Below are 23,322 nucleotides of genomic sequence, written 5' to 3' on the forward strand. Positions count from 1 at the left end.
GAGGAAGGACCCGGGTGTGACCACCACGGAGGAGCGCGTCGCTCCGCCCGCCGCCGCCACCCTGCGCACCACGAGCGGCCGGGAGGCGGCCCGGTGGGTCCTCTCCCGCTGCCGCGAGACCCCGTGGCTGACGGCGGCCACCGTGCTCAGCACGGTGGCCGGGGCGGCGCTCCAGATGCTCCCGGTCCTCCTGCTCGGCCGGGTGGTCGACGGGGTGGTCGGCGGCGAGCCGCGCTCGGCCCTGCTGGGCACCGGGGTCCTGATGGTGGTCTCCGCGCTGCTCGGCGCGGCGGCCACCGCGGCGTCGACCTACCTGATCGGGCGGCTCGGCGCGGACCTGCTCGCGCACCTGCGGGAGGGCGCCGTCCGGGCCGTGCTGGGCATGCCGGTCGGCCGGGTGGAGCAGGTGGGCCGGGGTGACGTCCTCTCCCGGGTGGGCGACGACGTCGCCGTGCTGTCCAGGGGCATCCGGGCGGCCGTCCCCACCGTGTTCTCCGCGGGCGTGCTGGTGGCCGTCGCCACGGTCGGCATGTTCGGGCTGGACTGGCGGCTCGGCCTGGCGGGCGCCTGCGCGCTGCCGGCGTACGGGCTGGCGCTGCGCTGGTACCTGCCCCGGTCCGCCCCGCTCTACCGCAAGCAGCGGGCCGCCCAGGCCGATCGCGCGCAGGCGCTGATCAGCGGTCTGAACGGCATCGGCACGGTGCGGGCGTACCGGCTGGAGGAGGCGTTCCGGGAGAAGGTCGCCACCGACTCGCGGCGGGTGCGGGACCACGGGATCGAGGTGTTCCGGCTGTTCGGCCGGTTCGTCGGCCGGGAGAACCGGGCGGAGTTCATCGGGCTGGTCCTGATCCTCCTGGTGGGCTACGTCCTGCTGGAGACGGGTTCGGCCGGACTCGGCGCGGTGTCGGCGGCCCCGCTGGTGTTCCACCGCCTGTTCACGCCGCTGGGCGCCATCATGTTCACCTTCGACGAGGCGCAGAAGTCGGGCGCGAGTCTGACCCGGCTGGTCGGGGTGCTGGCGGAGTCCGAGGCGGAGCGGCTGGTGGGCCACCCGGACGCGGCGCCGCGGGGTGTCGTCCCGTGCCCGGTGGCGGTGGAGGGGCTGACCTTCGGTTATCCCGGCGCGGAGGAACCGGTCCTGCGGGACGTCACCCTGACGATCCCGGCGGGGGGTTCGCTGGCGCTGGTGGGGGCGACCGGCGCGGGCAAGTCGACGCTGGCCGCCCTCGTCGCCGGGATCGAGACCCCGCAGTCCGGCTCGGTCCGGATCGGGTCGAGCGACCTCGCCGACCTGGACGAGGTCGAGGCGCGGGCGCTGGTGAGCGTCCTGACCCAGGAGACCCACGTGTTCTCCGGCCCGCTGGCCGAGGACCTGCGGCTGGCGGCGCCGGCGGCCACCGACGCCGAACTGGCCGGGGCGCTGCGCACGGTGGGCGCCGCCGAGTGGGTCGAGGCCCTGCCCGAGGGGCTGGCCACGCCGGTGGGGGAGGGCGGTGAGCGGCTGGACGGCACCAAGGTCGCCCAGCTGGCCCTGGCCCGTCTGGTGCTGGGCCGGGCGCCGGTGGTGGTGCTCGACGAGTCGACCGCGGAGGCCGGCAGCGAGGGTGCCGCCGAACTGGAACGGGCCGTCCGGGCCGCCTGCGCGGGGCGGACCACGCTGTTCGTGGCCCACCGGCTGACCCAGGCGATGGCGGCCGACCGGATCGCGGTGCTGGACGCGGGGCGGGTCGTGGAGCAGGGCAGCCACGAGGAACTGGTCGCCCTGGGCGGCCGTTACGCGGAGCTCTGGCGGGCCTGGAGGGGAGACAGCCGGGTGAGGCTGAGTTAGGTTAGGCTGACCTAAGTTTCTGGGGAGGGTGAGTCGTCGAATGACGGAACCGAGTGCTCGTCCCGTACTGTTCTCGCCCGCCCGTCTGGCCGGCCTGCGCCGGCGCGCGGGCGACTGGTCCGACCGGACCATGGCCGAGGCGGCCGCCGTCGGCCTCTCGTACTGGGCGACCGGCCGCAGCCCCGACGGGCTCGACCTGGCGCCCGGCACCCGGTTCGCCGACGTGCTCGGCTGGGTCGCCGGCGGCGGCGGCGCGCCCCGGGGCTGGGACGTCGGCGCGGCCGCCCCGGACGGCATCCGGATCACCGTGCCCGCGGGCGTCCCGACCCACGAGGCGCAGCGCGCGCTCGACGACCTGGCGGACTTCCCCGACCGGCCCGTCGGCACCATCGGCCCGTCCGGCGCGGCCGAGCGGCTCGCGGCCCTGGCCGCGTGGAACGACACCGCCGCCGACCGGGTCCGGCCGACCGTCGTGGAACTCTTCCTCGAACAGGCCCGGCTGCGGCCGGACGCCGTCGCCCTCGTCGACGAGCACCGGTCGCTGACCTACCGTCGGGCGGCGGAGCTCTCCGCCCAGCTCGCCCACCAGCTGCTCGGCCGGGGCCTGACCGCCGAGCAGACCGTCGGCATCTCGCTCGACCGCTCCGCCGAGATGGTGATCGGCCTGCTCGCCGTGCTCCGGGCCGGGTGCGCGTTCGTCCCGCTCGACCCGAGGTGGCCCGCCGCGCGCCGCGCCGTCGTGATCGCCGACGCCCGGGTCGCCGTACAGCTCGACCGCGCGGGGCGGCCCGGCCCCGGCGAACCGGACGCCCTCGCGGTGGACCTCGACGACTGGCGCTACGGCGCCCACCCCGTCCAGGACCCGGGGACCACCGTCCGCGGCGACTCGCTCGCCTATGTGATCTTCACATCCGGCTCCACCGGCCGCCCCAAGGGCGCGATGATCCGTCACGAGGCGATCAGCGAACGCCTGCTGTGGCAGGTCCACGAGATCCTGGGCTTCGGCCACGACGACGCCTCCCTGTTCAAGGCCCCGCTCTCCTTCGACATCTCCGTCAACGAGATCTTCCTGCCGCTGGTGTGCGGCGCCCGGCTGGTGGTCCTGAGGCCGGGCGGCGAGCGCGACCCGCACCACATGCTGGACGTGATCGCCGAGCAGCGCGTCACCTTCACCTACCTGGTGTCGTCGATGCTGGACGTCCTGCTGGAGATCGCCGGCGACACCGCGCGCCTCGACAGCCTGCGCCATGTGTGGTGCGGCGGCGAGGTGCTCACCCCCGAACTGTACGAGCGGTACCGCACCCGGCTCGGGATCCCGATGTACCACGGCTACGGTCCCGCCGAGACCACGATCGGCGTCTCCCACGTCGTCTACCGGGGCGAGGCGGAACGCCTGTCGACCTCCATCGGCCGGGCCAACCCCAACACCCAGCTGTACGTCCTCGACGACGAGCTGCGCCCGGTCCCGGTCGGCGTCGGCGGCGAACTCTACGTCGGCGGCTTCCTGCTGGGCCGGGGCTACGTCGGCGCGCCCGGTCTCACCGCCGCCCGGTTCGTCGCCAACCCCTTCGCGGACGACGGGTCACGGCTCTACCGGACCGGCGACCTCGCCCGGTTCGCCCCGGACGGCTCGCTGGACTTCCTCGGCCGCGCCGACAACCAGGTCAAGGTCCGCGGCATGCGGCTCGAACTGGAGGACGTCGAGGCCGGGCTCGCCGAACACCCCGGGGTGCGGCACACCTGCGTCGTCGCGAAGAAGAACAGCGCGGGCGGCACCTACCTGGTCGGGTACGTGATCCCGGCGGCCGGTCACGAGGACCTGCGGGCCGAGGACGTCAGGGAGTGGGCCACCGGGCACCTGGTGGAGTACATGGTGCCCGCCCACGTCGTCGTGCTGCCGGAGTTCCCGCTGACCCCGAACGGCAAGCTCGACCGGCGTGCCCTGCCCGAACCCGGACCGGCGCCGGCCTCCTCGGCCCGGCCGGTCACCGAGGACGAGCGGGCCGTGTGCGCGGCCGTCGCGGAGGTGCTGCGGCTGGAGGACGCCGGGGTCGACCAGGACTTCTTCCGGCTCGGCGGGGACAGCATCCTGGCGATCTCGCTGCTGACCGCGCTGCGCCGGGCGGGCCTCCACGTCACCGCGCGCCAGCTCTTCGCCAACAGCGTCCTGGGCGCCCTGGCGGCCGTGGCGAGCCGCGAGGAGACGGCCCGGGCGGACCACGAGGACGTCGCCACCGGCGCCGTCACCGGCTCGCCCGTCCTGCGCTGGCTCGGCGGGAGCACCGACGCGGTCGACGGCTTCGTCCAGTCGGTCGTGCTGACCACCCCGGCCGAACTCACCGCCGAGGCCCTCGACGCCGTCCTCGGCGCCGTGGTGGCCCGGCACGACATGCTGCGCGCCCGGCTGGTCCGGGGCGAGCAGTGGGGCTTCGACGTCCCGGAGGCGGAGCCCGCGCAGGTGGCCGCCTGGGAGGAGAGCGACCTGCCCCTGGACGCCTGCGCGGACCTCGCCACCGCACGGCTGGACCCGGACCGCGGCGTGATGCTGCGGGCCGTCTGGCGCCGGGAGGCCCGCCAACTCGTCCTCGTGGTCCACCACGTGGTGGTCGACGGGGTGTCCTGGCACGTCCTGCGCGAGGACCTCGCCACCGCCTGGCGCCGCCGGGCCGAGGGCGAGCCGGTCGAACTGCCCCCGGTGGGAACCTCGTTCCGGCGCTGGACCCAACTGCTGGAGGGCGCGGACTTCGACGCCGACCGCGCCCACTACGCACGCCCCCTGCCGGGACCGGACGCGCCGCTGGGCCGACGGCCGCTCGCCGCGGACGACACGGTCGCGCGGGAACGCCGACGGACCTTCACGGTCGGCCCCGGGCTCACCGGCCCGCTGCTGGGCGAGGTCCCGGCGCGGTTCCACGCCGGTGTCAACGACGTCCTGCTGACCGTGCTCGCCGTCGCCCTCGCCCACTGGCGCCGCGACCGGGGCCAGGAACAGACCTTCGCGCACATCGAGCTGGAGGGCCACGGGCGAGAGGCGCGCCACGTGGCCGGCGCCGACGGGACCGAGCCGGACCTCTCCCGGACCGTCGGCTGGTTCACCACGCTCTTCCCGGTGACCGTGGACCCCGGCGCGGCCGAGGACCTCACCTCGCCCGAGTACCTCGCCGCCGCCCTCAAGGCGGTCAAGGAGGACCTCGCCCGCGTCCCGGGCCACGGCCTCTCCTACGGCGCGCTGCGCCACCTGCACGGCGCCGCCTTCGCCGCCCCCGCGCCGCAGGTCCTGTTCAACTACCTCGGCCGCTTCGACGCGGGCGCCCCCGGCGACTGGCAGCTCGCGGGGCCGACCGGCCACCTGGGGGAGCGGCGCGACCCGGGGATGCGGCTGCCCCGCGCCCTGGAGTTCAACGCGATCGCCGAACCCGCCGGGTCCGGCGGCTACCGGCTGGTCACCACCGTCTCCTGGCCCGAGGGGATGTTCACCGACGAGGAGGTGGAGGCGCTCGGCGGCCACTTCCGGACCGCCCTCGCCGGGATCGCCGCCCTCGACCGGGGCGGCCACTCACCGAGCGACTTCCCGCTGGTGCGGCTGACCCAGGCCGACGTCGACGCCCTGGACGGCCCCGCCCTGGACGACGTCCTGCCCCTGACCCCGCTCCAGGAAGGGCTGTACTTCCACTCGGTCTTCGACGACGACTCCGCGGGCAGCTACGTCGAACAGCAACTGCTCACCCTGGAGGGGGAGCTCGACGCCGACCGGCTCGCGGCCGCGGCGACCCGACTGCTCACCCTGTACCCGAACCTGGGCGCGCGCTTCACCGCCCTCGCCGACGGGCGGGTGGTCTCCGTCCTGGAGCGCGGCGCGGCGGTGCCGTTCACCACCCTCGACCGGCCCGGCCTCACCGACGAGGAGCTGCGCAGCCACGCCGAGCGGGACCGCAGGGCCGGCTTCGACCTGGCCGCCGGCCCGCTGATGCGGTACACGCTGTTCCGCGACCGGGAGCCCGGCCGGCACGTCCTGGTGCAGACCGTGCACCACATCCTGGCCGACGGCTGGTCGGTGCCGCCGATGCTCCGCGCGCTGCTCGCCGAGTACCACGCCCCGGGGGCGGCCTACCCGGTCGGCGGCTTCCCCGACTGGGTCGCGCGGCTCGCCGGACTCGACACCGCGGAGAGCGACCGGGTGTGGAGCGCCGAACTCGCCGGACTGCCCGGTCCGTCGCTGGTCGCCGAGGGGCACACCTCCTCCGGCCGGTTCGCCGACATCTCGGTGGCGGCCGACGACCTCGACGCGGCCGCCCGGTCCGCCGGGGTGACGCCGAGCGCGGCCGTGCACAGCGCCTGGGCGCTGACCGTGGGCGGCGTGCTGCACTCCGCGGACGTGGTGCTCGGCTCCACCGTCTCCGGCCGCGACGCCGAGGTGCCGGGCATCGCGGAGATGGTCGGCCTGTTCATCAACACCGTTCCGGTGCGGGCCCGGTGGACGGCGGACACCACGGCCCGCGAGCTGCTCGCCTCGGTGCGCGAGCACCAGGGCGCCGTCCTGCCGTACCAGCACGTCTCGCTGGCCAGGACCGCCCGGCTGGCCGGCCACGGCTCGCTCTTCGACACCCTGGTGGTGTTCGACGTGGCGACCGACACCGCCGCCCTGCGCCGGCCCGGCGACACCCTCGTCCTCACCGGCGTGGCCAACGAGGGCGCCCCGCACTACCCGCTGACCCTGGTGGTCGAGCGCTCGCCGGACGGGGGCACCCGCTTCACCCTGATCCACGACCGGGAGCTGCTGCGGGAGGCCGGCGCCCGGGACATCCTGGACCGGTTCACCCGCACCCTCACCGGACTGCTCACCCGTCCGGACACCCCGGTCGGCGCGCTGGTGCCCTCGGCGGAGCCGCGCCCGGCGCCCGTCCCCCCGGCCACCCTCGGCGCCCTGTTCGACGCCGCGGCCCGCCGGGACCCGGGTGCCACCGCCGTCACCGAGTGCGCGCTCGACGGTGCCACCAGGTCGCTGACCTACCGCGAACTGGCGGCGGCCAAGGAGGAGTTGGCCGCCGGACTGCGCGCGGCCGGGGTCCGGCCGGGCCGACCGGTGGCGGTCGCCCTGCCGCGCTCGGTGGAACAGGTGGTCGCCCTGGTCGCGATCGTCAGCGCGGGCGGCGCCTACGTACCGCTGGACACCGCCTACCCGGACGACCGGCTGGTGTACGTGCTCGCGGACACCGCGCCGCGGGTCGTCCTCGTCGACCCGGAGCAGCGGGAGCGCTTCACCGCCCTGCTCGAGCGCGCCGGCGTCCCGGCCCGGGTCCTGGTCCGGGGCGAGGACCTGCCGGAGGCGGCGGAGGATGCCGCCGGAGCGCCCGGACCCGGCCCGCACGACCCCGCGTACGTCATCCACACCTCCGGCTCCACCGGCCGCCCCAAGGGCGTCGTCGTACCGCACTCCGCCGTGGTGGCGCTGCTCGCCAACACCCGGCCGACCATGGGCTTCGGGCCGGGCGACGTCTGGGTGCAGTTCCACTCCTACTCCTTCGACTTCGCGGTCTGGGAGCTGTGGGGCGCGCTGCTGCACGGCGCCGAACTGCTGGTGCCCGACTACGCGCTGACCCGCTCCCCGGTGGACTTCCACCGGCTGGTCCGCGAGCGCGGGGTGACCGTGCTCAACCAGACCCCCTCGGCCTTCCACCGGTTCGTCGAGGCCGACCGGCACGCCGGCGCGCCCCTGCCCGCCCTGCGCCTGGTCGTGCTCGGCGGCGAGGCGGTGGACCTGGGGCGGCTGCGCGGCTGGGTCGAGCGGCACGGCACCGCCTCGCCCGAACTGGTCAACATGTACGGCATCACCGAGACGACCGTCCATGTGACCCACCGGGTGCTGACCGACGAGGACTTCGGCCCCGACGGGCCGGTCAGCCCGATCGGCGGCCCGATCCCGGGCCTGACCACCCATCTGCTGGACGAGCGGCTGCGGCCGGTGCCGCCGGGCCGCACGGGCGCCGTCTACGTGTCCGGCGACCAGGTCTCGCTCGGCTACCTGGGCCGGCCCGGCCTCACCGCGGGCCGCTTCGTGGCGGACCCGTTCACCGGCGACGGCTCCCGGATGTACCACACCGGCGACCTCGCCCGCCGACGGCTGGACGGCGAGCTGGAGTTCGTCGGCCGCGCCGACGACCAGGTCCAGCTGAAGGGGTTCCGGATCGAACCCGGCGAGGTGGAGGCGGCGATCCGCGAGCTCGACGGGGTGGTCGACGCCGCCGTCACCGTGGCGGACAGCGGCGACCACCTGGTCGCGCACCTCGTCGGCCGGGCGCCCGCCGACCTCGCCGCGCAACTCGCGGCGAAGCTGCCCGCGCACATGGTGCCGGGCCGGGTCCTGACGGTCGACACCCTGCCGCTGACCCTCAACGGCAAGCTGGACCGGGCGGCCCTGGTCGCCCGGGCCGCGCGGGACGACGTCCCGGAGGTCCCTGCGGCGGCGGGAGAGCCGGCGCTGCCCGCGCTCGTCGGCATCTTCGCCGACGTCCTGAAGCACCCCGGCGCGGACGCCGACACCGATTTCTTCCGGGCCGGCGGCGACAGCATCGTGGCGATCACCCTGGTCAACCGGGCCCGGGCGCTGGGCCTGCGGATCGCGCCGCGCGACGTCTTCCTGTACCGGACGCCGCGGGCCCTCGCCGGGCTCCCGGGCACCGTCGCGGCACCTGCTCCCGCCTCCGCCCCCGCCTCCGTCCCCGCCCCCGCCTCCGTCCCCGCCCCCGCCTCCGCCTCCGCCTCCGACGGGGTCGGGCCGGTGCCGCCCACGCCGATCGTCCTGCGCCGGCGCGAACTCGGCGGCTCCCTCGCCCGCTTCGCCCAGGCCAGGGCCCTGCGCCCGCCCGAGGGCAGCACCCTCGCCGACGTCGAACGCGCCGCGAGCGCGGTCCTGGCCGCCCACCCCGTCCTGCGGCTGCGGCTCGACGCAGGCCACGGGGTGTGGACCCTGCGGACCGGACCGGCCCGCGCGGCCACCGTCCTCAGCTCGGACACCGACGACCCCGCGGTCGCCGCCGACGAGGCCGCCGACCGGCTCGACCCCGCGGCGGGGGAGGTGATCGCGTTCACCCGGCTCGCCCCGACCGGCACGGTGGTGGTCACCGTCCACCACCTCGCGATCGACGCGGTGTCCTGGCTGATCCTGCTGGACGACCTCGCCACCGCCCTGCGCGGCGAGGCCCTCGCCCCGGCGACCACCTCCTACGCCGAGTACGCCGAGGCACTCACCCTGCGGGCCGCCGCCGACACCGGCGACCTCGGCCGCTGGACCGACACCCTCCAGGCACCCCCGCTGCTGCCCGCGCCCCCCGGCCGGCTGCGCGACCTCACGGTCGTGCTCCCGCCCGAGCCCGCCGACCGGGTCACCCGCACCGCGCCCGCCGCCCTCGGCCTCGGCCTCACCGAACTGCTCTGCGGCGCCCTGCGCACCGCGCTGACCTCGGTCCAGCCCGAGCCCACCGAGCTCGCCGTCGAACTGGAGCGGCACGGCCGGGTCCCGGTCCTGGAGCACCACGACTACTCCCGCACGGTCGGCTGGTTCACCGCCGTCGCCCCCGTCCGGCTCGGCCCGCACACCGACCCCGTCGCCGCCGCCCGCGAGCTGGCCGAACGGCAGCCCGACGAGGCCGGGCACCTCGCCTACGGCCGGCTGCGCTACCTCAACCCGCAGACCGCGCCGCTGCTGACCGCCCGTCCGCAGGTGCTCTTCAACTACCTCGGCCGGGGCGCCGAGTCGCAGGCCCTCACCGTCACCGGCGACGACGGCGCCGGCCCCTACGCGGTGGAGGTCAACGCCTGGACCGACGAGGACACCGGCGCCCTGCACGCCGCCTTCACCCTCGCCGAGGAGGTCCCCGACGCCATCACCCGCCACTGGCTGCGGGCCCTGGAGGCCGTCGCGGACGCCGCCGGCACGGCCGGGCGCACGGCACCGGTCACCCCGCTCCAGCGCGGCCTGTACTTCCAGGCCCAGCTGGCCGGCCCGGCCGGGCACTACGTCGCGCAGAGCTGGTTCCGCTTCGACCGGCGCCTCGACCCCGACGCGCTCGCCGAGGCCCTGGCCGCGGTGACCGCCCGCCACCCCGTCGTCGGCGCGGGCTTCACCACCGACGAGGACGGCAACCCGGTCCAGCTGCTCGGCACCGGCGGGCGGGTCGGCGTCCGCACCGTCGAACTGTCCACCGAGGCGGAGGTGGACGCCCTGCGGGCCCGGGACCGGGGCACCGGCTTCGACCCGGCCGAACCGCCGCTGGTCCGGCTCACCGTGGTCCGGTTGCCCGGCGGCCGCGACGGACTGCTGCTCAGCTACCACCTGCTGCTGTGGGACGGCTGGTCGCGCGAGATCGTGCTGCGCGACCTCTTCGCCGCCTACGAGGCCGTGCTCGCCGGGCAGCGGCCGGACACCCGCCCCGCCCTGCCCACCTTCGAGGACTGCGCCCGCGCCCTCGCCGCCCGGGACCGGGCCGCCGCCGAGCGCTTCTGGGCGGAGCACCTGGCCGGCCTCCCCGGGCCCACCCTGCTCGCCGGACCGGAGCCCGCCCTCACCGACGGGCTGCCGCCCGTGCTGCTGCGCACCCTGTCCACCGAACGGTCGGACCTCCTGCGGACGGCCGCCAAGGCCCACGGCGTCACCCTGAACACCGTCCTCACCGCGGCCTTCGGCCTCCTCCTCGGCGCCCGCACCGGCCGCGCCGACGCGGTCTTCGGCGTCACCGTCTCCGGCCGCGAGGGCGAGGGCCTGTCCGAGGTCGTCGGCGTGCTGCTCAACACCGTGCCGATGTGGACCCGCGCCCGGCCCGGCGACACCGTCGGGGCCCACCTGGCCGCCGTCCAGCAGGCCCGGGTCGAGGCGATGGAGCACGAGCACCTCGGGCTCGGCGAGATCCAGCGCGCCGGAGGCCACGACACCCTGTTCGACAACCTGTTCGTGCTCCAGAACTTCCTGGACCCGGACGCCTTCACCGCGATGAACGCCCGCCACGGCATCACCGAGGTCAAGGCCGACGACTCCACCCACTACCCCTTCACCTGGGTCGTCACCCCCGGCGACCGGCTCACCGTCAAACTGGAACACCGCCACGGCGACAGCGCCGAGGCGAACCGCCTCCTCGACGACTACCTGCGGGTGCTCGCCGACCTCGCCGGAGCGACCGGTCCGCTGGGCGCCCTGCCCGGCCTCGGACCGGTCCCCGAGCCCGCGGAGCGCACCGACATCGGCACCGACACCGTGGTCGACCGGTTCGACCTCGCGGCCGACCGCGCCCCGGAGCGGACGGCCCTCGTCTCGCACGGCGCCAGGACGACCTTCGCCGAACTCCGGGACCGCAGCCGCGCCCTGGCCGGCGTCCTGGTCGAACGCGGGATCCGCCCCGGCAGCACGGTCGGGCTCGCGCTCCCGCGCTCCCTGGACTCGATCGTCGCCCTGTTCGCCGTGCTGCGCACCGGAGCCGCCTACGTCCCGCTGGAACTGGACCACCCGGACGAGCGGCTCGCCGCGATCCTCGCCGACGTCCGCCCCGACGTGGTCCTCACCGTCCGCGCCGTGACCCCGCGGCTGACCGGTGGGCGCGCCGAGCTCCTCGAACTGGACCGCCCCCTGCCGGCCGCCGCGCCGTTCACGACCTTCGCCCCGGACGACCCGCGGCGCCTGCGGCACCCCGCCTACACCATCCACACCTCGGGCTCGACCGGGAAGCCCAAGGGCGTGGTGACCGAGTACGCCGGCCTCACCAACATGCTGATCAACCACCAGCGCCGGATCTTCGCCCCGGTCCTGGCCGAGCACGGCCACCGGACCTTCCGGATCGCCCACACCGTGTCCTTCGCCTTCGACATGTCGTGGGAGGAACTGCTCTGGCTCGCCGACGGCCACGAGGTGCACATCTGCGACGAGGAACTCCGCCGGGACGCGCCCGCCCTGGTCGAGTACTGCCGTGAACACGCGATCGACGTGGTCAACGTGACCCCGACGTACGCCCAGCACCTGCTGGCCGAGGGGCTCCTCGACCACCCGGAGCGCCGCCCGGCGCTGGTCCTGCTCGGCGGCGAGGCGGTCACCCCGACCCTGTGGCGGCGGCTCGCCGGGACCCCGGGGACGGTCGGCTACAACCTCTACGGCCCCACCGAGTACACCATCAACACCCTGGGCGTCGGCACCTTCGACTGCCAGGACCCGGTGGTGGGCGTCGCCATCGACAACACCGACGTCTACGTGCTCGACCCGTGGCTGCGCCCGGTGCCCGACGGCGTGCCCGGGGAGCTCCACGTCGCCGGCGTCGGCATCGCCCGGGGCTACCTGGGCCTGCCGGGCCAGACCGCGCACCGCTTCGTCGCCTGCCCGTTCGGCGCGCCCGGCGAGCGGATGTACCGCACGGGCGACCTGGTGCTGCGGCGGCCGGACGGCAATCTGGTGTACCTCGGCCGCACCGACCAGCAGGTCAAGATCCGCGGCCACCGGGTGGAGCTGGGCGAGGTGGAGGCCGCCTTCGCGGCGCACCCGGCGGTCCGGTTCGCCGCCGCCGTCGCCCAGCCCGACCCCAACGTCGACGGCGCCCACCGGCTCGCCGCCTACCTGGTGCTGGACGGCGCCGACCTGGCGACGGTCGCCGCCGAGGTGGGCGCCGCACTGCCGGACTTCCTGCGCCCGACCCACTACGCCCAGGTCGACGCCGTCCCGCTCACCGTGAACGGGAAGGCCGACACCCGGGCCCTGCCCGAGGCCCGGCCGCTGGGGGCGCTGACCACGGCGGGCGAGCGCGGCCCCCGGACCGCGACCGAGACCTCGGTCCGCGGGTACTTCGCGGAGACCCTCGACCTGGACGACGAGGAGGTCAGCGCGGTGGGGGACTTCCTGGCCCTCGGGGGACACTCCATGCTGGCCGTCCGTCTGGCCGGACTCCTGCGCCGGGAGTTCGGCCCCGTGATCACCATCCGTGATCTCCTCACCCTGCGAACCCCGGAAGCGATTGCGCGCCACATCGATGACAACTCCTGACAGTCGGCGGTCCCGCCGTCCCGGATCCCGGATCCTCCGGACGGCGGTCCGCCGCAACACCCGTGCCATGCTCGTCGGCACCGTCCTGATGGGCCTCTACCAGGCCGGTGAGACGGCCTTCCCGATCGCGCTCGGCCTGATCGTCGAGCACACCCTGCGCGAGCGCTCCCCGGGATCGCTCGCCCTCGCGGTCGCCGCGCTGGCGGTGATCATCACCACGGTGTCGCTGTCCTGGCGCTTCGGCATGCGCGTCCTGCAGAAGGCCAACACCACCGAGGCGCACCGCTGGCGGGTGAAGGTGGCCGCCTGCGGCCTCCAGCCGGTGGCCCGGGACACCGGCCTCAAGTCCGGCGAGGTGCTCACCATCGCCACCGAGGACGCGGACCAGACCGCCGACATCGTCGAGGTGGTGCCGATGCTGATCAGCTCCATGGTCGCGGTGCTGATCGCGGCGGTGGCGCTGGGCACGGCGAACCTGTGGCTCGGGCTGCTGGTCGTGGTGGGGACCGTCGCCATTCTCTCGGTCCTGAGCGTGATGTCCCGGCGGATCGGCAGCAGCACCAAGGAGCAGCAGGCCCGGGTGGCCCGGGCGGGGGCGAAGGTCGCCGACCTGATCACCGGCCTGCGCCCGCTGCACGGCTTCGGCGGCAACCACGCGGCGTTCCGGTCCTACCGGAGGGTCAGCACGGAGGCGAAGGAGCAGGCGGTCACGGTGGCCCGGGTGAACGGCCTCTACGCGGGCACCGCCCTGGGGCTGAACGCGATCCTCGCGGTCTCGGTCACCCTGACGGCCGGCTGGCTGGCCTTCGACGGGCAGATCGACATCGGGGAGCTGGTGATGGCGGTCGGCCTCGCGCAGTTCGTCATGGAGCCGCTGCGGCTGTTCTCGGACATGCCGAAGTACGTGATGATGGCGCGGGCCTCGGCGGAGCGGATGGCCCTGGTGCTGTCGGCGGCGCCCGTGGCGGTGCCGGGGGAGGAGCGGCCGTCACCGGGTGGCGCCCTGGAGATCGACAACGTCCGGTACGGCGCCCTGCAGGGGGTGAAGTTCCACGTCCCGGCCGGCGAGTTCACCGCCGTCACGGCCTACCAGCCGCGCGCGGCGGCCGACCTCGCGGCGGTGCTGGCCCTGGCCGTCCCGCCGGAGTCCTACGAGGGGGAGGTGCGGGTCGGCGGCCGTCCGTTCGCGGAGCTGTCGGTCGAGTCGCTCCGCGCGCACCTCCTGGTCAATCCCTACGACGGGGAGATCTTCGCGGGCACGCTCCGTTCGAACATCGACCCGTCCGGGACGAGCACCACGGTGCCCGAGGCGGTCGAGGCGTCGATGCTGACCGACGTGGTGGCCCTGCACCGGCAGGGGCTCGACTACGAGGTCCGCGACCGGGGCTCGAACCTCTCCGGGGGCCAGCGCCAACGGCTCTCGCTGGCCCGGGCGCTGGCCGCCGACACCGAGGTGCTCGTGCTGCGGGACCCGACGACGGCCGTGGACGCCGTCACCGAGCAGCTCGTCGCCCGCAGGCTCGCGAAGCTGCGGCGGGGCCGGACCACGGTGGTGATCACCAGCAGTCCGGCGCTGCTGGACGCCGCCGACCGGGTCCTGGTCCTGGACGGCGGCGTGGTCAAGGCGGAGGGCACCCACCGGGTGCTGCTGGACACCGACCCGGCGTACTGCCTCGCGGTGACGCGCTGACGCCACCGCTCTCCTCCTGGGCCCCGGCCCCGGCCCTGCTGTCAGGCCAGGGCCCAGGCGACATCCCTGAGCAGGGCCTGCCGCCAGCCCGCCCGGTCGTGCTCGGCGGCCGACCGCGACACCCGCACGGTCGCGCCGGCCCGCCGGACCAGGCCCTCCACCTCTTCGCAGTGCGGCCGCATCCGGGTCTCGTGCTCGCCCAGGTCGAAGGCGATCCGCAGCCCGGCCGGGGCGGGGCGCTCCCGCAGCCGGGCGGCGACGGCGCCGCCGACCGGCCCGCTCAGCGGGTCCGCCAGGCCCGAGGCCTCCGGCGTCCACCAGAACGACCCCGACTGGCAGGCGACCCGGGACACCAGGTCCGGGAACTCCAGGGCCGCGTACACCGCGCTCAGCCCGCCGAGGCTCTGCCCGGCGACCACCAGCCGGTCCGGGTCCCCGGGTACCCCGCAGTCGGCCACCCGGGGCAGCAGCTCCTCCCGCACCGCCTCCCACAGCTCCGGTCGGCACGCGTACTCGGCGAGCCGGTCCCCGGCGGGCAGGAAGACCAGGGTGACCGGGGGCAGTTCACCGGCGGCGGCCGCCGCGTCGAAGGCGGTCACGGCCGGGTGCAGGTACAGCCAGTCGTCCCCGTCGAGCAGCAGCACCACCGGTCCGCCGCCGGCCACCGGGTGGACCCGGACGGTGCGCCGACCGCCGAGCCGTCCGCTCGCCCAGCGGATCCGGGTGGGCGGCAGCGGCAGCACGTCGTCGGCGCCGACGGCCGGCCAGTGCGGCTGCGGCGGGGCGTCCGGGGTCGCGGCGATGGACCGCTCGCCGCCGGCCCCGACCGGGTTGAGCGGATCGGCGTACCAGTCGTCACCCGCGCGGATCCGGTAGGTCACCCGCAGCCGCGCGGGCATCCGCACCTCGGCGTACCAGCAGTCCGTGTCGCGCCAGCGGACCATCGGGACCGGGCTCGACCAGCTCTCGAACTCGACCGCCGCCGGGCCGCCGCGCCACCGGAACAGCGTCGTCCACCCGCCGTCGGGGCCCGGTACGAAGACGGGGCCCGGCGCGCCCCAGAACTCCTCGCCGCCGGGCGGGCCGGGCAGCCCGAACGCGGCGAAGGGGTGCGCGGGGTCGAGGCGAGCGGAGCCGGCCGGGGGGCCGGGAACGGGATCGGTCATGCCCGGGCTCCTTGTGAGGGAGGAGGGAGAACGTTAGGCTCGAAACCCAGGTTAGCCTAGCCTAAGTCACCTGGCCCGGGCTGTTCGCCCGAACCGCCCGACCCGCCCGACCCGCGTTCAACACCGCATCCCTGTCGACGACATGGAGGACCCGGACATGAGCACCAACCCCTTCGACGACCCCGACGGCCGCTTCCTGGTCCTGGTGAACCACGAGGGCCAGCACTCCCTCTGGCCGGCCTTCGCCGACGTCCCCGGAGGATGGACGACCGTCCTCGCCGAGACCACCCGCGACGCGGCCCTGGAGTACGTCGAGTCGAACTGGACCGACCTCCGCCCCCGCTCCCTCGCGGCCGCCACCGAGTCCTGACCGGAGGCACCCGCCCGCCCGTCGCGATGGGCCCCGCTCGCGCGGCCCCCGGCCGGGGCGCTCAGAGCCCGAAGTGCGCCACCGCGAGCTCGGCGACGGTGTCCGGCTCCAGCCGGGTGTTGTCGATCAGCAGGTGCGCCTCGGGCAGGTGCGCGAAGTCGTCGACGGAGTTGAGCCGGAACCTGGCGTCCATGTCGACCAGATTGGCGTTGGACCACGCGAGGTCGCGCTTGGACGCCTTCTCCGAGAGCCGCGACTCACCCGCGTTGCGCTCCAGCCGAACGTCCTGGTCGGCGCTCAGCTCCAGGAACAGCACCCGGGCGCCGCGCTCGCGGAAGGGGGCCGCGTACCGTTCGACCAGTGCGGCGTCCTCGGGGTCCTCGAAGTCCCAGACCAGGGTGAACACCAGCCCGGGTAGGTCCGAGGCGGCGACCTCGGCCAGGATCTGCTCGCGGAAGGCGTGGTTCAGACGCTGGAACTGCGGTGACTCGTAGGGGAACAGCCGGAGCAGCGGCTCGATGGTCAGATGGTTGTGGAAGAGCCGGAAACCCGTGCGCTCGGCGATCGATCCGCCCACCGTCATCTTGCCGACCGCCGCCGGGCCGATGACGAAGAGCAGGGTGGGAGGGGTGCTGGTGGACATCGGGCCAGCATAGGCGCTTGGCGTGATCATGGTCGAACGATTTCGGCCCCGCTCCTCGTCGCCGGCCACGGCGACACCCACGGCGACACCCGCGGCGCCGACCCGTTCGACTCCGTCGGGCGCCGTGGCCGGCCCGACCCGGCCCACGTATCCTGGCCCGGGTCCAACACCCCACCCGCGTCGATCGCATGGAGGATCCGGACATGAGCACCGACCGCTTCGACGGCGCCTGAGCGGGAGCACCCGCCCGTGCTGTGCAGCCGGCTGACCAACGCGAACATCCTCACCATGGACCCGGACCACCCGGTCGCCCACGACCTGGGCATCTGGCGGGGCCGGATCGTCGGCCTCGACGAGGCCGTCACCTCCCTGCCCGCCCGCGAGGTCCTCGACCTCCAGGGCGCCACCGTGCTCCCCGGGTTCGTCGACAGCCACGTCCACCTGGCCTGGACCGGACTGAAGCAGACCGCGCCGAGCGTCGCCCCCTGCCGGCAGGTCGCCGCCGTGCTGGCCGCCGTCGCCGGAGCGACCGCCCGCACGGGCGCGCCCGGCGACTGGGTGGACGTGATGGGCTACGACCAGCGGGCCCTCGGCCGGCACCTCACCGCCGCCGAACTCGACACCGTCAGCCACGGGCGCAAGGTGTTCCTGATGCACGACTCCGGCCACGGCTGCGTCGTCAACAGTGCCGTCCTGGAGCTGCTCCCCGCCGGGATCCCGCACCAGGACGGCTTCCTGGTCGAGAGCGCCATGGCGGAGGTCCGCCGCCGCCGGCTGCCCTACGCCCAGACCGAGATCGCCGACGCCGTCGAACGGGCCGCCCGGACCTGCCTGGCCGAAGGCGTCACCGCCGTCGCCGAGGCGGGCATCGGCGGCGGCCTGCTCGGACACAGCCCGGTCGAGCTCGGCGCCTACCAACTGCTGCGCGACCAGGGGCGCCTGCCCCTGCGGGTCCAGCTCATGGCGGCGGCCGACACGCTGCGCCCGCGCGAGGCCCACCGCGAGGACCGACTGCCCCGCGCCCTCGACCTGGGCATGCGCACCGGGTTCGGCGACGACTGGCTGTCGCTGGGCGCGCTCAAGATCTACACCGACGGCGGCATGATGGCCCGCACCGCCGCGCTCACCGCCCCCTACGAGGGCCTGGACCACACCGGCCAACTGCAGGACGACCCCGAGCACCTGACCCGGCTGGTCGTCGACGGCCACCTCGCCGGCTGGCAGCTCGCCGTCCACGCCATCGGCGACCGCGCCGTCGACCTCGCACTCGACGCCCTGGAACGGGCGCAGCGCCTCCGGCCCCGGCCGGACGCCCGGCACCGGATCGAGCACGCCGGACTCGTCCGCCCCGACCAACTGCCGCGCTTCGCCCGCCTCGGCGTCGCCGCGGTCGTCCAGCCGGCCTTCCTCCACTCCTTCGGCGACGACTACGCGACCCTGATGGGCCCGGACCGCTCACCCTGGCTCTACCGGGGCCGCGGCTTCCTCGACCACGGCGTACCGCTGGTGGGCAGCTCGGACCGCCCCGTCACCGACGGAGCACCGCTGCGGGCGGTCCAGTTCATGGTCGAACGCGCCTCCGCCTCCGGCCGCCCGGTCGGCCCCGCCGAGGCGATCACCGTCGACGAGGCCCTCCACGCCTTCACCGCGGCCGCCGCCCGCGCCTGCCACTGGGAGCACAGCGCGGGCAGCCTCACCCCGGGCAAGCGCGCCGACCTCGTCGTCCTCGCCGACGACCCACGACGCGTCGACCCCTCCCGGATCGCCGGGATCGGCATCGTGGCGACCTTCGTCGACGGCCGGAGGGCGACGCCCACCGACGGCCGGTGACCCGCGCCGGACGGCGTGGGCGCGGCGTCGACCAGCCGCTCCGACGGACGACGGCCGGTGCCGCCCGTGCGAAGCCAGCCCCCCCCGGCGTACGGGCCTCAGCGCTCCCACTGCGCGCCGATGGGAAAGCAGCCGGCCCGGCCCGGGCGGCCGGGGGTGCGAGCTCGACCTGCCGCGGTGGACGAATCGGTGGTCGGCATGGAGGTGGATCAGTTCCGCGGCGCGGCGGTGGCGCCCGTGACGGAAAGGAGAGCCGACGCCTCCTGCCGACGGGCGGGGTCTACGCTGTGACCTGACGCCACCGCATGATCCTCGGTCCTCACGCACTCGGCGGGCGAAGCCGGGGCGGCGTCCCTTCCGTGTCCCACTCGGGGCACGCGGCGTTCACCCGCCGACTCGTGCCAGGAGGACACATGCAACGCGGCGAAGTCTGGTGGGTCGACTTCGACGAGCGACGCCCGGTCGTGCTGCTGTCGGACGAGGAGCCGTCCGGGTTCCAGGCGATGCAGGTCGTCGCTCCGGCGGGCTTCGACATCAGCGGCCTCGGCGTCGAAGTGGCCGTGGGTCCCCTGGAAGGAGTGCCCTTCGACGGCGTGCTGCGGTTCGCGTTCGCGCGCCCGGGCATCACCCCTTGCACGTGGCTGACCACCGTGGCCCGGGACGACCTGATCGAGCGGGCGGGCGTGTTGTCCCCGGCGAAGCTCGGCGAGGTCGGAGAAGCCCTCCGTCCGGCCGGACTCGACGAGTAGCGCACGTCTCCGCTGCTCAGCCCGATCTCCTCGGTAGTCAACAGCGGCCCCCGCTCCGCCCCACTCCAGCGACAGGATCACGATCCACGGCTGGAGTACTGGCCGCTGTCCCGTCAGAGGTGGACCGGCCCGCCGGCCTCCGCAGCGATGCAATAGGAACGGCCACGCTGTAATTTATATCGTTTCGCGCTACCGTGCTGGAGTCTGTTGCGCACCCTGTTGGGGGTACGCAACAGGCAGAAGCCCCCGACCAATACCAGTGGTCGGGGGCTTCCTGTGACGGGCTGGGATGGACGGTTCCGTCGGGGGCTCTCCGCGACGGTCACCTCTGGGAGGCCCAGCCCCGGCAGCTACTTCACTGCCGCTACGACCACCCCGGCTACCGCTGCGAGAGCCGCGATGATTCCGGCGTTGCGGCGAAGCCATCGCGCAAGCCGGGACTGCCGGTTCGGTCGAACATCGCCCATCGAGCTTCCTCCTCTTGACTGGCCCGGGCCAGGTGACCCGGGCCGGAACAGTGGAAGCGGGGGAGAGCGTCGCTGGAGCGACATCGAGACGCTACCGCGCCCGGTGACGCGACGTCCTCGAAAGCGCAGAGTTCGCGCCGGCGGCCGCAGTTGCTCGACGCGACGCCGACCCAGCGGGGCGGGTACGGGTTCACCGGGATGCGGGGCGCGAGGAGGCCGGGGTGTCGGGGCGTCGGGGGCCGATGGTGTGAGCGGCTTCGTCGGGACGGGGCGGCAGGAGGTCGGCGTGGTGCCGGCGGAGGAGGCGTTCGTGCTCGGGGGTGAAGTGCGTGCGCCAGGCGCCCACCGGGAGTTCGTCGCTCCCGGGTTCGGGCAGGGCGGCGCGGGCCGCGGCCGGGTCGGGGTGGCCGGTGGCGGTCAGGAGCCGGTCGAGGGCGCGGTTGCGGGCTTCGGTGCTGCCGCCCTGGGCGGGGCCGGCGAGTTCCTCGTGGGTGAGGACGCAGACGGCGGGGTGGCGCAGCAGCCACTGGCAGCTGCGGGCTTCGCGCATGCCGGGGAAGCCGGGGTCGGTCAGGGCGAGGGTGATCCTGGCGTCCATGGTGGGCAGGGCGCTGACGATGTCGCGGTAGACGAGGTGATCGGGCAGCGAGCCGACGTGGCCGGCGGGCTGGGAGAGCAGGTGGATCTGCTGGACGACGCGGTCCCGCACGTCGCGGTGGTGGTAGACGATCGGCGGTCGTGCGGTGGTGTGCCAGGCGCGCAGGAAGCCGGCGTCGGCCCGTTCCAGGTCCAGGCTGTTGACGTACCAGCAGCCGCGGCCCGGCAGGAGCCGGGGCAGGTCGCTGTCGGGGACGCGGGTCAGGCGGTCCTCGAGCACGGGGTCGACGGGGGAGGCGGCGGTGACGGGCTGGCCCAGGCGTGTCCACCACACCCGCCACACGGCGGTGACCGCCTGCTGGAAGGCGGCCTCCAGCTCTGCCCGGTGGTCGCGCTGCCCGAGCAGCAGGCGTCCGGCCTCGTCCTGCCCGTAGGCGGCCCGGAGCAGCGGGGAGACCTCGCCGGGGCCGGGCCGCCCGCCGCCGTCGGGCCGGGTGCCGCTCATCGTCCCGTAGGGGGTGTAGCCGAGTGCGCTGGTGATCCGGGCCAGTAGCGGGGTGCCGCTGCCGCGCGGCGAGACGACGATCAACTGGGGCAGGACCATGGGAGATCTCCCGGGGAAGAAGAGGCGAGGGGATGCGGCAGGGGCGGGGGAGGGTCAGCGGGCCGGAACGGCGGCGCGGCGTTCCGGCCCGGGCGTACCGGCGGGCGTGGCGCGCGGGGTGAGGACGAGGTCCTCGTAGGTGTGGTGGCGGCGGGTGGTGACGCGCCCGTGCAGCAGGGCGGCCGCCCGGGCACGGTCGCCGGTGTCGATCAGGGCTCGGGCCAGCGTGTCCTGGACGATCTCGCGTTCCACCCGCACGCCGCCGATCCGCTCCACCTGTCCGCCCAGTCGGGTCAGGAGGTCGACGGCCGCCTGCGAACGGCCCGCTGTCACATGGGCGAGGGCCCGGACCACGGGAGCGAGCACCTCGCGGTAGTCGGGGCGCTCGTCACCGGCCGCCCGGCGGGCCAGGGCCTCCAGGTCCTCGGTCGCCGACTCGACGGCCAGGGCCAGGGCCAGGTTGAAGGTGTGGAAGACCTCCGCCGTGCCGCCGGGCCCGGCCAGCAGGTCGCGCACGTGGTCGAGGTCGCAGCGGCCGGCGGGTTCCTGTCCGGCCAGCAGCAGGCGCCAGTTCGTCGCCGACCGCATCCCCACGTCCGCGCGGCCCAGGACCTCGTCGGCCCGTCGGCGCGCGTCCGCGAAGTCCCCGCAGGCCAGCGACTGCAGGGCGGCGTGCCAGTTCAGGTGCTTGAACTGCACCGCCTGCGGGTCGACGGCCAGCCAGCCGTCGAGGAACGCGGTGGAGGCGGGACCGGTTCCCAGCTCCTGCTCGGCGTGCGCACGGGCGTGCGCGGCGAGCCCGGCGCGCGGGAACAGGGCCAGCGCCCGCCCGGCCAGGTCGAGGGCCTCCTCGGCGCGGCCCTGCTCCGCCCGCGTCCAGGCCAGCCTGCCCGTCCACGGCCAGCTGTCCGCACCGGCCAGGGCGGAGTGCCGCTCGACCAGCGCATCGCCGTGCGCGCGGTAGTCGGCGTCCCCGCAGGCGTGGAAGGCGTCCAGCAGCAAGGAGGCCACCTCGTCCCCGGGCCACCTCGCGAAATGCGTCACCAGGTGGTCGGCCGTCAGCCGGAACTGCCGGTGGGTGTACAGGAAGACGCCGTACACCAGGCTCGCCGACCGGGCGTCGGCCGCCTGCGCGTCCTGGTAGGCGACCACCAGCTCCTCCCGCAGCACCTGATCGCTCAGGCCCCCGCCGGTCGCCAGCAGCAGCAGCGCCCGCGCCGCGCCCAGCCGCGGACACTCGCGCACCCAGTCCCGCAACCACGGCACCGCGCGTCCGCTCAGCGCCGCCAACTCCCGCACCGCGGCGTCCTCCAGCGACACACCCGTCACCCCGGGACCGGACACGGCACCACCCGCTTCGCACACCGTCAGGCCCGCCGGATCAGTAGGCGGCCGGGATGATGGCCGTGCAGACGATCCCGCTGCTCCCACAGTGGTTGCGGGGCAGGTCCAGCGGCAGGCCGACCTGGTTGCCGCTCACCGTCCCGCTGTCGGAGACGGTTCCCCCGGTGGCCTGCGTGCCGCCGTAGGTCTCACAGGAGTTGCCGAACACCGCGTTGCCCACTCCGACGATGCCGGCGTGCGCGGCACCGGCCGGGACCAGCGCCGCCCCCACGGCCGTACCCACCGCCGCCAGCCGCTTGCCCACTGTACGCGCACCGCCGCCCGCGCCCTGGCGCCCGTCACCCGTCACCGTGTTCATCGCACTCCTTCCCGGCCCAGCCCCCGGCGAACGCCGACGCCTGCGCAGACCGCACCCGGGCAACCACCCGGAGTCACAGCCTGGTCAACGACCGGAAGCACCCTCCGGATACGCACCATTGCGGAAGCGCTCACGACTCGCGGCGCACCGCGCCGTCACCGGTGGCCGACGAGCGGGTTGCGGAACGGTCCTCGGCCCGGCCGATTCCGCCGGTCACGTGCCATCCGTGCTCCCGGACCGCGGCCTCGCTCCGGCTACGCCGGAGGGGTCGGCTCGGGCCGCAGGTACCGGTCCCAGATCTGGGCCCCGCGATACGGACCGCTGCCGCCGCTGTCGTACTGCGGTTCGTCGAAGACGACCCAGTACGACAACTCCTCGGCCTGCGCGAGAGGGTTGTCGACGGACTCGGGCGCGCCCGTGTCGTCCACGGTGCCCAGGAACTCGACCTGCCAGGGCCCGTCCCACGCCGGGTCGCGGATCACCGTGACCCGGCTGCCGGGCGACAGTGCGGCCGCCGGCCAGGCCCGGTCCAGGGGACGGCCCAGGACGTGCTCGACAGCTTCCCGGTCCCGTGTCGTCGCCGGGTCGGAGGATGGGTCAACAGTCATGGGCCCAGCTTCCCCGGACGGACTCCCGGAAGCCACCGGTTAAAGATCGAGCTG

The 23,322-nt window shown here is 75.1% G+C and carries 12 protein-coding genes; 6 read left to right on the forward strand and 6 right to left on the reverse strand.

The annotated features are described in order from the left end of the window. Positions 1-16 precede the first annotated feature (16 nt). From ACW14Y_RS39230 to ACW14Y_RS39240, 3 genes are read left to right on the forward strand one after another with little or no spacing between them, the layout of a single operon-like run. The gene (locus ACW14Y_RS39230; protein WP_456985196.1) at positions 17-1,828 is read left to right on the forward strand and encodes an ABC transporter ATP-binding protein; all 1,812 of its coding nucleotides are present in this window, start codon (positions 17-19) and stop codon (positions 1,826-1,828) included. Positions 1,829-1,868: 40 nt separating this feature from the next. After that, on the forward strand, positions 1,869-12,842 hold the full coding sequence (locus tag ACW14Y_RS39235; protein ID WP_456985197.1) for an amino acid adenylation domain-containing protein: 10,974 nt from the start codon (positions 1,869-1,871) through the stop codon (positions 12,840-12,842). Continuing rightward, a complete protein-coding gene (locus ACW14Y_RS39240) occupies positions 12,829-14,532 on the forward strand; it encodes an ABC transporter ATP-binding protein (protein WP_380300308.1) in 1,704 nt (567 codons plus the stop codon). The genes ACW14Y_RS39235 and ACW14Y_RS39240 overlap by 14 nt, the downstream gene beginning before the upstream one ends. Positions 14,533-14,573: 41 nt before the next feature. On the opposite strand, the gene ACW14Y_RS39245 is transcribed toward ACW14Y_RS39240, so the two are convergent. Then, on the reverse strand, positions 14,574-15,698 hold the full coding sequence (locus ACW14Y_RS39245; protein WP_456985198.1) for an alpha/beta hydrolase-fold protein: 1,125 nt from the start codon (positions 15,696-15,698) through the stop codon (positions 14,574-14,576). A gap of 157 nt (positions 15,699-15,855) precedes the next feature. On the opposite strand from ACW14Y_RS39245, the gene ACW14Y_RS39250 reads away from it, so the two are divergent. Further along, complete coding sequence (locus ACW14Y_RS39250) at positions 15,856-16,068, forward strand: MbtH family protein (RefSeq protein WP_380300306.1); 213 nt, start codon at positions 15,856-15,858, stop codon at positions 16,066-16,068. A 61-nt stretch (positions 16,069-16,129) separates the two neighbouring features. Here the strand turns inward: ACW14Y_RS39250 and ACW14Y_RS39255 are convergent, their stop codons facing one another. Beyond that, positions 16,130-16,711, reverse strand: a complete 582-nt coding sequence (locus ACW14Y_RS39255) for a DEAD/DEAH box helicase family protein (RefSeq protein WP_380387656.1) — start codon at positions 16,709-16,711, stop codon at positions 16,130-16,132. A 249-nt stretch (positions 16,712-16,960) separates the two neighbouring features. On the opposite strand from ACW14Y_RS39255, the gene ACW14Y_RS39260 reads away from it, so the two are divergent. Both ACW14Y_RS39260 and ACW14Y_RS39265 read left to right on the forward strand, forming a co-directional pair. Continuing rightward, entirely contained in the window at positions 16,961-18,541 is a 1,581-nt protein-coding gene (locus ACW14Y_RS39260) for an amidohydrolase (RefSeq protein ID WP_456985199.1), read from the forward strand. Between the two features lie 413 nt (positions 18,542-18,954). Continuing rightward, the gene (locus tag ACW14Y_RS39265) at positions 18,955-19,290 is read left to right on the forward strand and encodes a type II toxin-antitoxin system PemK/MazF family toxin (protein ID WP_456985200.1); all 336 of its coding nucleotides are present in this window, start codon (positions 18,955-18,957) and stop codon (positions 19,288-19,290) included. A gap of 657 nt (positions 19,291-19,947) precedes the next feature. Here the strand turns inward: ACW14Y_RS39265 and ACW14Y_RS39270 are convergent. From ACW14Y_RS39270 to ACW14Y_RS39285, 4 genes are all read right to left on the reverse strand, one after another. Continuing rightward, positions 19,948-20,958 carry a hypothetical protein gene (locus ACW14Y_RS39270; RefSeq protein ID WP_456985201.1) on the reverse strand — a complete coding sequence of 337 codons (1,011 nt, stop codon included), beginning with the start codon at positions 20,956-20,958 and terminating at the stop codon, positions 19,948-19,950. A 54-nt stretch (positions 20,959-21,012) separates the two neighbouring features. Continuing rightward, complete coding sequence (locus ACW14Y_RS39275) at positions 21,013-22,287, reverse strand: hypothetical protein (protein WP_456985202.1); 1,275 nt, start codon at positions 22,285-22,287, stop codon at positions 21,013-21,015. Positions 22,288-22,339: 52 nt separating this feature from the next. Beyond that, positions 22,340-22,660, reverse strand: a complete 321-nt coding sequence (locus ACW14Y_RS39280) for a chaplin family protein (RefSeq protein ID WP_380300300.1) — start codon at positions 22,658-22,660, stop codon at positions 22,340-22,342. Positions 22,661-22,914: 254 nt separating this feature from the next. Continuing rightward, positions 22,915-23,268 (reverse strand): ferrous iron transport protein A, encoded by a 354-nt coding sequence (locus ACW14Y_RS39285; RefSeq protein ID WP_456985203.1) that lies wholly within the window; start codon positions 23,266-23,268, stop codon positions 22,915-22,917. Between the last annotated feature and the right edge of the window lie 54 nt (positions 23,269-23,322).

This window comes from Kitasatospora sp. cg17-2 (assembly GCF_054031055.1).